An 11634-nucleotide genomic window follows, 5' to 3' on the forward strand; every position below is an offset into this window, starting at 1 on the left:
ATAACCGTAGATAGGAGTGTTAGCTATACATTTAAGTTATTGTTTTAGATGAAATAAAGGGGGTAAAAGAGGGATAAAAATAAATAGCGGTAGATGACTAGAGGCAATGAATCATTAAGTTTAATAGTTGTTTTACTTCTGTTTGAAAGCCTAATGTTTCTTTTTGTGCTGCAGTCATTTATGTATCTCCAATTAGCAAAGTGTCTGCGTTATGCACTTAATATGGGGTGAGGTGGAGTAACTTCAAGGGAAAAATTTAAAAAAGCAGCTTTTGTGCTGACATAAATAAAAAGCCACATAAAAATGTGGCTTTTAGAGTTAAATTACGGTGTATTTTTAGCGTGCTGGGCTTTTTAAAGCACTGACTTGTTCGTGCAAATAATTAGCACTTACCTGCTCAGCGCCAATCGGCTCTCCCACACTCACCGATACTAACGACCATTTAAGGCGTGGTAGTTGCCACTTGGCTTTACGGCTAAACATACTGCCCCACAAGCCACCTAAGTGAACGGGCACAACAGGCACAGGTGTGCGCGCTATAATGCGCTCAACGCCCCGCCTAAACATGTCCATTTCACCATTACTTGTTAGTTTTCCTTCAGGAAAAATACCAACTAACTCACCGCGTTCAAGCGCTGCGGCAACCTCATCAAATGCTTTTGAAAACGCCTTTGGGTTGGCTTTTTCGCTATCAATTGGAATAGCTTTTGCCATTTTAAATAGCCAATGCAGCGCTTTTGAGTAATAAATGGGAGCAAACACCATAAAGCGTATAGGCCTAGGCGAAGTGGCTAAAATAAACATCCAATCTACAAAGCTAACATGGTTAGCCACAATAACGGCTGCGCCTTCGCTTGGAATATTTTCATGCCCTTTTGTGCGCACACGATACATGCATATGGCTAAAATATAGATAACAAAGCGCAAGAAAAATTCCGGCACCTTAGTGTAAATATAAATAGAGATAAGCAAGTTAAGCGCCGCCAAAAGCAATAGTAACGACGAGATATGCCACTCTAAAACAGAGAGCGTTACAATACTTAATATGGCACTGCCAACCATAAAGAGCGCATTAAGCACATTATTAGCAGCTATCACCCGTGAACGACTTGCCTCCTCGGTACGCTGTTGAATAAGCGCATACAGCGGCACAGTATAAAAGCCGGATGCAATACCAATACCTGCCATCCAAACAAAATGCCATACCATGTCACCCGTATTGAGCACTTGCTTTAGGGTTAATAAGTTTTCAGAGGGCGCGATATATTCACTAATAGCCGGCTCTTGGCTTAGTAAATACAAAAATAGCGTAATTAAAATAGCGCCAAAAGGTACAATGCCCAGCTCAATACGTGAGCGCGAGAGCTTTTCGCACAACAAAGACCCCACGGCAATGCTTAGCGAAAACACCACCAGCGCACTGGTTACCACGAGTTCATCGCCACCCATTACATGCTTAACGTAATTAGGTAATGCCGTTAAAATAACCGCGCCTATTAGCCAAAACCAGCTTATACCCAACACCGATTTACCAACCGATTCTGTTTGAGCGTTAAGCGCTTTAAATACATTTTTAGTGGATGAAAAAATATTATAGGTAAAGTGCAAATTAGGATTATTGGCTTGACTTATAGGAATAAAGCGGCTGCTGAAAAAGCCAAGTACCGCAAGTATCAACACGGCAATACTAATAATAGTTGGACCTGTTGTTTGGGTAATGTAATAGGTGCCAAAAATAGTACCAATTAAAATAGCGACAAAAGTGGCAGACTCAACCAGGCCATTGGCTTTTGTTAATTCGTTAGGCGCCACATGCTGCGGCAATATTGAATACTTAAGCGGGCCAAAAAAAGTACTTTGCAAGCCCATAAAAAACACGGTGGTCAGCATTAACCATACATATTGCGTAAAAATAGAGGCTGCGCCAATAACCATAATCGGTATTTCGCAAAATTTAACAAGCCGGATCAGCTTTGATTTTTCTGTTTTTTCGGCTAATTGCCCCGCCATTCCTGAGAATAAAAAAAACGGTAATATAAATAAGCCCGCTGCAAGGTTTGAATACAGCGCACCATCGCCAAGGGTTGCAGCTTGAAACACTAACATTATAAGCACGGATTGCTTATACACATTATCATTCATAGCCGACAAAAACTGCGTTACAAATAGCGGTAAAAAGCGCTTACTGCTGAGTAAACCGCCTTTATTGTCGTGTTTATTATTTTGCATAGTACTCCTTACTAATCAGATAAATTCCTGATGTTTTTATAGCAACTTGAGCGATATTTTTAAGGCGCGTGAGCCGTGCAACTATCACGTTATCTAGTTGTTGTTAGTCAATAATTTATAACACAACGTCGCCAAGTTTAACTCATTTATTAATTTAATATGATTACCGGCAAACTCACACACGTTATACGGTAATTAAATAGCAAACACAAAAAAGCCCACATATTTTACTATGTAGGCTTTTAAAACGATTTCAGATAGTTGTGTTAGTCCTGCATAACCGCTCGGCGGCCACTAAATGCATGCATTAACGTAGTGCCATCTACTAAATCAAGCTCGCCACCAACAGGTATACCATGCGCTATACGCGAGGCCCCTACTTTATATTTATGGCAAAGCTGGGCAATATAATGTGCAGTGGTTTCGCCCTCAACCGTAGGGTTGGTAGCTAAAATCACTTCGTTAATACCGCCATGCGAGAGCTTTTGTTCAAGTATATCAAGGCCTATTTCTTTAGGGCCAATACCGTCAATTGGCGATAAATGCCCCATAAGTACAAAATATAAACCAAGGTATTGGCCTGTTTGCTCTATTGCCAACACATCGGTAGGCGATTCAACAACACACAGCACACCACTGTCTTGGCGTTTTGTACTTAAGCAAATATCACACTGCGCTTGCTCAGTAAAAGTGCGGCACGACTGACAATGCCCAACCGCGCCCATGGCTTTGGTCAATGCGTTACCAAGTTGAGTACCGCCTTTACGATCGCGCTCTAATAAATGAAACGCAATGCGCTGAGCCGACTTAGGACCAATACCCGGTTGGCAACGTAGCGCTTCTATAAGCTGCGTTAAACTATCTGAAAGTTGCATATTTGCTTAAAACGGCATTTTCATACCTGGTGGTAATTGCATACCGCCAGTTACTTTGCCCATACGCTCTTGCGTTTCGTCAGCAACGCGGCGAACAGCATCGTTACATGCTGCAGCAAGTAAATCTTCAATCATGTCTTTGTCGTCTTCCATAAGGCTTTCATCAAGCTCAACACGACGCACGTTATGATTACCAAGCATGGTTACTTTTACAAGGCCTGCGCCGGCTTCGCCAACAACTTCCATTGTCGCGATTTCGTCTTGGGCTTTTTGCATGCGCTCTTGCATTTGCTGCGCTTGCTTCATCATGTTACCCATTCCACCTTTAAACATAATTTTCTCTCTTTCTTTTAAACTCTAGTTGTCATGAAGATAAGGGCGATTGTATTTAATTACAATGCCTGAATACTGTTTTCGTCAATTTCGGCGCTAAATAGCTGCTGAAATTGTACTATGTTTTCATCAGATGTGATCACATCAATTGCTTGCTGATGACGCCCTGCATCTATTTTTTGCTGAATTAAATAAGGCGAGTCAATCACCCCTTTTGCAAAGTTAATACTCAGCGATACGTTATGCCCGTATATGCTTGATAACGCCGCATCGAGCTTTTGCCTAAGCATGGGCGTATCTAAGTGTTTTTGCGATTCATCCACGTCAATATGTAAACTGTCGCCTTGCTTGGTAAAAATCGAGTGTAATGCAAATTGGCGCATTCGCCCACCAAGCCCCATACGCTTAATTAAATAAGCCCACTCATCTTGCTGATGCGCAAATTTAATCTCGCTAATTGGGCTTTGAAAATCATCTGGGACCGGTATAGCGGGCTCTTGCTCTATTACCTCAGGCTTTTTTTGCGGATTAATTTGCTCCAGCAGCTCAGGCGCTAAGTTTTCAGTAATTGTTTGATGCTTTTCTTTAAAATCAACCTTACGCGCTGGCTGGCTTTGCGTTACTGGCTCAGCTGGCGTTTGGCTCCCTGTTACTGGGAGCGTTGGCTTTTTTTCGCTATCGCCTTGCGCATGGTCATGCCATGGCGGTGAATCGTTTTGTGACTCACTCGCTTGCGGGCTTGTATTGTGTGGCTTTGCTTCGCTGTTAGGCGTAGCTTGGGCAGGTGTTTTTGGTGTTTGCGCTTGCTCAGGGGTATTTACACTCCCCCCAGAAAGCCTGCCTGCCCCCGATATATTTCTATCCCGTAAAATTCGCGCAATTGCTGATTGTGCTTGAGCTTCTTGTTCACGCACACTGCTATCTTTAGCATCGGCGTTTTCAGGCACGGGTTGTGTGTGTTGCGCTACAGGTGCAGGGTTATAACCTTGATCTACCGCACTGCTCATAACATCATCAAATTGTGCAGCTAAGCTTTGCTCCATATTACTGTGTTGCAGATAAGCATCGTCTTCACTTTGGCGCTCAGCAGCATCGTCACTCTTAGCTATGTGCGCACTTTGCTGCACAGGGCTCGGTATATCGTTTTGCGGGCTTTGAGCCGCAGCTGATGCGCTGTTGCTGTGTTGCTCACTTGGCGAGCGTGTTAGCTGCTCTGTGGGCGGTTGCTCTACTGGTTCATCAATTGTTTGGCTTTGCGCAGTGCTTTGGTTTTGGCTTTTCTCAACCATTACTTGCGGAGCAGGGGTTTCGTCTTGCGATGGTGTTTTATTTTTATTTAATATATCACGCAGCGCATCGGCACGGCCTTTACTACTGGTTGGCGCAGGCGTTGTAGCACTTGGTGTGTCACTAGGCTCAGGAAGCGATTGAGCAGGCGTTGTACCTGCAGATTCAAATGCTAATAAACGCAGCATTATCATTTCAAAGCCTAAACGAGGCTCTGGCGCCCATTGTAAGTCTTTTTTACCGTTTAATAGTAACTGGTAATAAACCTGTATTTGTTGAGCCTGGGTGTGCTGTGCAACATGACTAACATAATCGGCGTTTTTATCATCAAGTTGCGCTGCTTGCGGGACAAGCTGAGTTAATTGAATAAGGTGAGTTAATGCAATTAAATCATCAAGTAGTGCAATATAGTTAGGATTACGGCTCGCTACTTGGGCTATTTCGTCCATCAGTGCGCCACCATCTTGTGCTAACAAAGCAGCAAGCAAACTTTGGCTGTAATGTGTGTCCATTAAACCAAGCATAGCTTGTACGGCTTGATTGTTTATGTCGCCGTTGGTTTGCGCAATAGCTTGGTCGGTTAAGCTCAACGCGTCACGCATACTGCCATCGGCGGCTTTTGCAATAATACTTAGCGCATCTTTATCAAAGTTTAACTCCTCTTGAGTAAGTACATGCTCAAGCTGAGTTTTAATTTCGCTTTGCGAAAGTGCATTTAAGTTAAACTGTAAACAGCGTGATAAAATGGTAACAGGTAACTTTTGCGGATCAGTGGTTGCTAGTAAAAATTTCACATGCTCTGGCGGCTCTTCCAACGTTTTTAATAACGCGTTAAAGCTATGCTTAGAGAGCATGTGTACTTCATCTATTAGGTATACTTTGTAACGTCCACGCGTGGGGGCATATTGAACGTTATCAAGAATTTCACGAGTATCTTCTACTTTGGTGCGAGAAGCGGCATCGATTTCAAGTAAGTCAATGTATCGCCCTGCTTCTATGTCAGTACAACTGCTACATTGCCCACAAGGAGACGCCGATATACCCTCATCACAATTTAAGCTTTTAGCAAAAATACGCGCAATGGTCGTTTTACCCACACCACGGGTTCCAGTGAATAAATAAGCGTGATGCAGTCTATTTTGCGTTAGCGCATTAACAAGCGCTTGCTTTACATGAGACTGGCCAACCAATTCATGAAAGGTTTGCGGACGCCATTTTCTCGCTAGAACCTGATAACTCATCAATTACTCGCCTTCAAACTCAACCAGTTTTAAGATTTTAATACCCATTTTTTCTATACGCTGCTCACCACCAAGCTCTGGTAATGAAACAACAAACGCTGCATCAGTGGCTGTGCCGCCTAATTTTGCAACTAGCTTTGCTGTGGCTTCAATTGTGCCACCAGTAGCTAATAAATCGTCAACTAATAATACTTTGTCGCCTGGGACAATAGCATCAACATGAAGCTCTAATGTGTCTTCACCGTATTCAAGTAGGTAATCTTGGCGAATCACTTCGCGTGGTAGCTTGCCTGGCTTACGAACAGGAATAAAAGGGATCCCTAACGCGTAAGATAGCGGTGCACCAAAAATAAAGCCGCGAGATTCTGTACCAATAATCTTTGTAAAGCCTTGGTTTTTATATTCGTTTATAAAAGCATCGATTGTTGCTTTAAAGGCTTCTGGATTTGCCATTAGTGTTGTTACATCACGAAACATAATGCCTGGTTTAGGATAGTCGGCAATGGTTGCGATACTGTTTTTAATAATAGCGGGTGTTACTTGAGTCATAAGTTTAATTGCTCAATAGTTTATATTTCAAAGCAGCTGATTATAACCTTAACTGACGTTAAAATGCGAGTTTGCTGTTATTAATACCAAGGTGGTTTGAAAATTATAAGGGTGGAGGAAGAAAAGAAGCTTAAGGCTGATATAAACAACAGCCTTAATAGAGCAAGGAGCTTTAAGTTAGGCTTGTGATCCAGCCTAAAATCGCATTTAAACAGCCAATACCCACAAAAACTGCTAAAAAAGCAATAAAGTAAGTAGCGTTAAACGGATCTTTAAAGTCTTTATCATCTGACATTGGTATAACCTTTTTTTAAGCACGACAAATAAGGCTGCCATGATAGACGAAGTAAAAACATCTATAAAGACCTTAATGTTGATTTTTTGTCACGATAATACCGCGCTCGCACATTGCATTAAGCGTACTTAACGCACCATGCGCAATTTGTTGTTCACTAAAATTGGGCGCGTGGACTAAAACCTGCTGGCATACACTCTCAAAGTCAATGCCCGCATTGGATTCTATTATTGAAAGTAGCAAGGCGGTCATTGCATTTGTGGCTAAAAACTGTACGTCGTCGTTATCATCTCTGTATACAACAAAGTAATTAGGCTGCTCAGATGGCGTGCTGGGTTTATACTCTGTGCTGATATTTTGCACCGCATACTGGTAGCTTAAATTACGCGCTACACTCGATAAGTAAAGTGTAGAACTGGTTAGTTCAGTGCTTTTTAAGCGTTGCTCATTGGTATCTTCATTAGCCACGGAAACATCAAGCTCTATCCACTCATAATGTGCCAGCTCCAGCATAAATGCATAATCGTACTCTTGCAGGGTATAGCTGCTCGATAAGTAATTAATAAATTCCCCTGCTATGTCTAAAAAATAAGGCGACTTACAGTCATGCTCACTAAAAAATGCCCTTATTAATTTTTGCCATTGCTGCTGTGTATATAAAGTTTTAAGCACCGGAAAACCAGATGAGATAAACCCTGCAATATTATTAAAAAATAAGTCGCGGTAAATCGCCATGCGTCTATCTTCAATATCTTTAGGCTTTGGGTTATGCTCAGGCTCACGTATGTGCGCCATAAACTCATTTTGGCTGTCAATAAAGCTCATATTTATTCCTTTATGCTAATTGCTGAGTAGGCGATGCGCATAACTGCTTATTTTGTAAATCGTGAATAATATCAAGTTCTTTTGTTAGTGTATTTATACTTGGAATATTAAAATCACGCTCTAATAAGGTAGGAAACACCCCATGCGCTTGGTACGCTTTATCAAGCAAGTCCCATACGGGGTCAATAACATCCGCGCCGTGGGTATCAACAATTAAATCATCGGCTTCATTGTAGTGCCCAGCTACGTGCCCATATGCAATGCGTTTTGAAGGTAACCCTAATAAAAACGCTTCGGCGTTGTAACCATGATTAATTGAATTAACATAAATATTATTTACATCAAGGAGTAGCTTACAATCGGCTTGCTCTAAAATCGTGTTTGTAAATTCAAGCTCAGATAACTGCTGACCAGGCGCCGCATAATAGGAGACATTTTCGATGGCTATTTGGCGCTCTAAAATATCTTGCACTTGTTTGATGCGAGGTACAACGTGTGCAATGGCATCTTCAGTAAAAGGGATTGGCATTAAATCGTACATGTGAGCTTTTCCAGAGCAGTAACTTAGGTGCTCACTGAATAGTTTAATGTTGTGCTGATCAAAAAACGTTTTTAGCGATTTAACAAATTCAATATCAAGAGGTTCAGGCGAGCCGATAGAAAGCGATAAACCATGGCAAACAAAATTATTGGCGTCAGTTAAGGTTTTAAATTGTTTTTTAAAACGCCCTCCCAGCTTAAGCCAGTTTTCAGGCGCTACTTCCATAAAATCAATTTGCTTTGGTGTATGCGCTAGTAGTTCATCAAGCATCTCTCGACGAAGACCTAAGCCCACCATCCCAAATGCTGAGTTTTGTGTTTCTCTCATCATTATCTCCTAAAACAAAAAGGGCCTTTTGGCCCTTTTAGCATAACGTATATCTGAGTAAATCAGGTACTTAAATCAGCCTGTTATTGGCCGCCACATTTGCCTTCGCCGCATTTACCTTCTTTTTTACCTTTTGCGTCGCCGCCACATTTGCCTTCGCCGCACTTACCTTCTTTTTTACCTTTTGCGTCGCCGCCACATTTGCCTTCGCCGCACTTACCTTCTTTTTTACCTTTTGCGTCGCCACCACATTTGCCTTCGCCGCACTTACCTTCTTTTTTACCTTTTGCGTCGCCGCCACATTTGCCTTCACCGCACTTACCTTCTGCCGCATCAAGCTGGTATCCGGTTACTAACTGTTGAAATTCAAATGGGTTTGCTTGTGCATCTGCAGAGGCAAAACTTGCAGAGCCAACAACTACTGCACCTAAGGTTAACGCGATTGAGTTTTTCTTTACTGTATTCATTGTATGACTCTCTTATATAAGTGTGTATTAAGATAACGCAAACTAATTATTGTCAATTATGCGTTGCTTGTATAATTAAATAGACCCGCTATCAAATAAAAACTTTCATTTATTTTCATTTTTTTTACTTTTAAATTTATACATACAAATATGGGCAGTAATTTAAGTTTTATCAAACCATACTTTGCAGGTACACTACGCACCCGTTTTTTCAATAAAAATACTCTATGAAACTTGTTTTAGCGCCTATGGAAGGTGTTGTTGATTTTAAAATGCGCCAACTTCTTACCAATATTGGTGGCTTTGACCTATGCGTAACAGAATTTGTTAGAGTAATTGATAAATGTTTACCGGCTAAAGTGTTTCATCGCTATTGCCCTGAGCTCAATAATAACGGTTTAACCAAAGCCGGTACTCCTGTGCGCGTACAGTTATTAGGGCAAGTGGCCGACGTATTAGCAGAAAATGCGGTTAGAGCTATCGAATTAGGCTCCCACGGTATAGATCTTAATTTTGGCTGCCCTGCAAAAACGGTAAATAAAAGCCGCGGGGGCGCTGTACTGCTAAAAGACCCTGATCATATGTATGACATAATCAAAGCGGTAAGGGATGCGGTCGATAGTAAACATCAAGTAAGCGCTAAAATACGCTTGGGCTTTGATGATGATAGCAATAGCCAAGAAATTGTAGATGCCGTTGTCAGCGCCGGTGCAGATAGTATTGCAATACACGCCCGTACTAAGCGTGATGGTTATAACCCACCTGCATACTGGGAAAAAATCCCCCCGCTAATAAAAGGTAAAAACATAGCCGTGGTTGCCAATGGTGAAATTTGGCAAGTGGAAGATGCCCTACTTTGCCAGACCCGAAGCCAGTGTAGCGATTTAATGCTAGGGCGCGGTGCGCTTTCTCACCCTGATTTAGCGAAAAAAATTAAAGCTCATGTTAATAATGAACAATATACAGGCCTAGAGTGGGAACATATAATTTATCATTTGATTCACTCCGCTATTCATCAAGACCCCACACAAGATGAAAAATATTTTGCCTCTCGTACTAAGCAATGGCTGGGTTATCTAAAACGCCAATACCCACAAGCCAATGCACTATTTGATGAAATAAGACGTCTTAAAGTAAAAGGTGATGTAGCACAGGTTTTAAAAAAATACGCTAAGTCTCCGCAACTTGATTCAAATCATAGCGTATAAGCAGCGCAGCTCAGATAATACCGGTATAACGAAACGCTAAATGAAGGTTATACCAATATGCTTTATCAGCAACAACTGCACAGTGAAATAGCACACGTTAAATCAGTAATATTAGCGATGCTGAGCCAATCTGCACACCCTGCCCATCTTAAGCTACGTGACGTTATATTAACTAGCCAGCATAACGAATGGCTTGACACGGCCACCTACCACTTAGGTCCTGAATATCAAACTTTAGTTAATAGGCTGACAGAATTAGAAGCGGCAATAAGCCAAATTGATATTGGTCAATACGGCTATTGCTGCGATTGTGAAGAAGCAATTTCTGAGCGGTTACTTAAAAAAGACCCTGCAACACAGCGTTGTGAAATGTGCGCTAAGCGCACATAAGCGTTTAAAGTGTTAATAGTTGCTCGGCAAAACTAAAAGCGTGGCCTGGGTAAAGCACACTATCTTCAACTAAATACTGCGCATCGCGCTGTGAAATAGCTAATCGTTTTACTAAGTTCACTTTTGCCTGAGATAAAGTCCATGCATGGTAGTGTATGCCCACATCGGTTTCCATTAGCGCAAGCATTAGCCTTTTATCTTCTGGGCTCAGCTGGCTGTTTTTAGCCATAGCTGGCAATAGCATGTAATCAGTTTGCCAATCAATCCCTTTTACTTTTGGCGCCTTGCTTAAATATTGGCTAATAAACGAAGTACTATGATGCTCGTTATAGCTCAAATTAGGCGCAGTATGCGAGTCAATTTGAAGATGCTGATTAATAGTATCAACCCATTGCAAAGGCGACTTAACTGCCCCACTGAAGTAATTTAGTTTACTTTGATACCATTCACTGCCATTAGCAAGTCCACGTAAGCCAATGCTCCCCCTTGGTTTGTAATGGGCCAAGTAATCATTAAACTCTGCAATCTGGGCTTTTAAATCGCTTACGCTAGATTGTTTTAATTGTGACGTTTGTAAGTAACCCTGCAGGAGGTTTAATTCAACCTTGTTTAATCTCAAATTGCTTTGCAGCGCACTGTCTAATTGATCTTGAGTGAACTTAAGCCACTCAATTACCTCGTTAGCCTTAGTACTTTGAATTTGCGCTGATAATAAGTTCTCTAACACATTGACCTGTGCAGGCCAGCTGAAAAAGCGCTCAGGAAAACGCTCAGCAATAATTAAGTAATTTAGCTGCTGTGTTTGCGCGTTTGAAAGAGTCATTGTTTGTAGGCGCTGATACATCTGATGACGAAGCGATAAATACGCTGAGGAAAAAGGCAGTACTTGTTCAGTGGATACACTTTCAGTGCCCACAGGCTTTAGTGCCGTATTTAAACTTTTAATACTCTGCTGCGCAGCATCATAAGATTCAAAAGGCGGTGGTTGTTTTGAACAAGCAACCAAAAACAGACTAAATAGGACAGACAAAAGATGCGTTTTATTCATTATAAATTCCAATAAAAAA

Annotated in this window: 12 protein-coding genes; 2 read left to right on the top strand and 10 right to left on the bottom strand. The window is 41.6% G+C overall.

Annotated features, from left to right (window positions below; translation table 11 throughout):
* Window positions 1–336: 336 nt before the first annotated feature.
* The 9 genes from PSH54_RS13615 to PSH54_RS13655 all read right to left on the bottom strand — a co-directional run bounded on the left by PSH54_RS13615 (window position 337) and on the right by PSH54_RS13655 (window position 8969).
* Window positions 337–2229, bottom strand: coding sequence for an MFS transporter (locus PSH54_RS13615; protein ID WP_273606347.1), 1893 nt, complete (start codon window positions 2227–2229; stop codon window positions 337–339).
* A gap of 266 nt (window positions 2230–2495) precedes the next feature.
* Entirely contained in the window at window positions 2496–3104 is a 609-nt protein-coding gene (gene recR, locus PSH54_RS13620) for a recombination mediator RecR (RefSeq protein WP_004588121.1), read from the bottom strand.
* 6 nt (window positions 3105–3110) lie between these two features.
* The gene (locus PSH54_RS13625; protein WP_004588122.1) at window positions 3111–3437 is read right to left on the bottom strand and encodes a YbaB/EbfC family nucleoid-associated protein; all 327 of its coding nucleotides are present in this window, start codon (window positions 3435–3437) and stop codon (window positions 3111–3113) included.
* A 59-nt stretch (window positions 3438–3496) separates the two neighbouring features.
* On the bottom strand, window positions 3497–5965 hold the full coding sequence (gene dnaX, locus PSH54_RS13630) for a DNA polymerase III subunit gamma/tau (RefSeq protein ID WP_273606348.1): 2469 nt from the start codon (window positions 5963–5965) through the stop codon (window positions 3497–3499).
* 3 nt (window positions 5966–5968) lie between these two features.
* Window positions 5969–6514 carry an adenine phosphoribosyltransferase gene (gene apt, locus PSH54_RS13635; RefSeq protein WP_004588124.1) on the bottom strand — a complete coding sequence of 182 codons (546 nt, stop codon included), beginning with the start codon at window positions 6512–6514 and terminating at the stop codon, window positions 5969–5971.
* A 172-nt stretch (window positions 6515–6686) separates the two neighbouring features.
* Window positions 6687–6809, bottom strand: coding sequence for a hypothetical protein (locus tag PSH54_RS13640; protein WP_004588125.1), 123 nt, complete (start codon window positions 6807–6809; stop codon window positions 6687–6689).
* Between the two features lie 72 nt (window positions 6810–6881).
* Window positions 6882–7634, bottom strand: coding sequence for an HvfC family RiPP maturation protein (locus tag PSH54_RS13645; protein ID WP_273606349.1), 753 nt, complete (start codon window positions 7632–7634; stop codon window positions 6882–6884).
* Between the two features lie 10 nt (window positions 7635–7644).
* Window positions 7645–8502, bottom strand: coding sequence for an HvfB family MNIO-type RiPP peptide maturase (locus tag PSH54_RS13650; protein WP_443197775.1), 858 nt, complete (start codon window positions 8500–8502; stop codon window positions 7645–7647).
* A gap of 83 nt (window positions 8503–8585) precedes the next feature.
* Window positions 8586–8969: an HvfA family oxazolone/thioamide-modified RiPP metallophore gene (locus PSH54_RS13655; RefSeq protein ID WP_273606350.1), complete on the bottom strand. Its 384-nt coding sequence runs from the start codon at window positions 8967–8969 to the stop codon at window positions 8586–8588.
* Window positions 8970–9196: 227 nt separating this feature from the next.
* Here PSH54_RS13655 and PSH54_RS13660 point away from each other — a divergent pair, with 227 nt between their 5' ends.
* Window positions 9197–10177, top strand: coding sequence for a tRNA-dihydrouridine synthase (locus PSH54_RS13660; RefSeq protein ID WP_273606351.1), 981 nt, complete (start codon window positions 9197–9199; stop codon window positions 10175–10177).
* Window positions 10178–10234: 57 nt separating this feature from the next.
* A complete protein-coding gene (locus tag PSH54_RS13665; protein ID WP_004588130.1) occupies window positions 10235–10567 on the top strand; it encodes a TraR/DksA C4-type zinc finger protein in 333 nt (110 codons plus the stop codon).
* A gap of 4 nt (window positions 10568–10571) precedes the next feature.
* Here PSH54_RS13665 and PSH54_RS13670 read toward each other — a convergent pair whose 3' ends face one another.
* A complete protein-coding gene (locus tag PSH54_RS13670; protein WP_273586775.1) occupies window positions 10572–11615 on the bottom strand; it encodes a hypothetical protein in 1044 nt (347 codons plus the stop codon).
* Between the last annotated feature and the right edge of the window lie 19 nt (window positions 11616–11634).

The sequence above is a fragment of the Pseudoalteromonas sp. Angola-30 genome (genome assembly GCF_028599215.1).
Classification (GTDB): domain Bacteria; phylum Pseudomonadota; class Gammaproteobacteria; order Enterobacterales; family Alteromonadaceae; genus Pseudoalteromonas; species Pseudoalteromonas atlantica.

What these genes read in the sequence shown, in the direction of transcription:
- PSH54_RS13615 (WP_273606347.1), bottom strand. Translation starts at nt 2,229, where the DNA reads ATGCAAAATAATAAACACGACAATAAAGGCGGTTTACTCAGCAGTAAG.
- recR (WP_004588121.1), bottom strand. Translation starts at nt 3,104, where the DNA reads ATGCAACTTTCAGATAGTTTAACGCAGCTTATAGAAGCGCTACGTTGC.
- PSH54_RS13625 (WP_004588122.1), bottom strand. Translation starts at nt 3,437, where the DNA reads ATGTTTAAAGGTGGAATGGGTAACATGATGAAGCAAGCGCAGCAAATG.
- dnaX (WP_273606348.1), bottom strand. Translation starts at nt 5,965, where the DNA reads ATGAGTTATCAGGTTCTAGCGAGAAAATGGCGTCCGCAAACCTTTCAT.
- apt (WP_004588124.1), bottom strand. Translation starts at nt 6,514, where the DNA reads ATGACTCAAGTAACACCCGCTATTATTAAAAACAGTATCGCAACCATT.
- PSH54_RS13640 (WP_004588125.1), bottom strand. Translation starts at nt 6,809, where the DNA reads ATGTCAGATGATAAAGACTTTAAAGATCCGTTTAACGCTACTTACTTT.
- PSH54_RS13645 (WP_273606349.1), bottom strand. Translation starts at nt 7,634, where the DNA reads ATGAGCTTTATTGACAGCCAAAATGAGTTTATGGCGCACATACGTGAG.
- PSH54_RS13650 (WP_443197775.1), bottom strand. Translation starts at nt 8,502, where the DNA reads ATGAGAGAAACACAAAACTCAGCATTTGGGATGGTGGGCTTAGGTCTT.
- PSH54_RS13655 (WP_273606350.1), bottom strand. Translation starts at nt 8,969, where the DNA reads ATGAATACAGTAAAGAAAAACTCAATCGCGTTAACCTTAGGTGCAGTA.
- PSH54_RS13660 (WP_273606351.1), top strand. Translation starts at nt 9,197, where the DNA reads ATGAAACTTGTTTTAGCGCCTATGGAAGGTGTTGTTGATTTTAAAATG.
- PSH54_RS13665 (WP_004588130.1), top strand. Translation starts at nt 10,235, where the DNA reads ATGCTTTATCAGCAACAACTGCACAGTGAAATAGCACACGTTAAATCA.
- PSH54_RS13670 (WP_273586775.1), bottom strand. Translation starts at nt 11,615, where the DNA reads ATGAATAAAACGCATCTTTTGTCTGTCCTATTTAGTCTGTTTTTGGTT.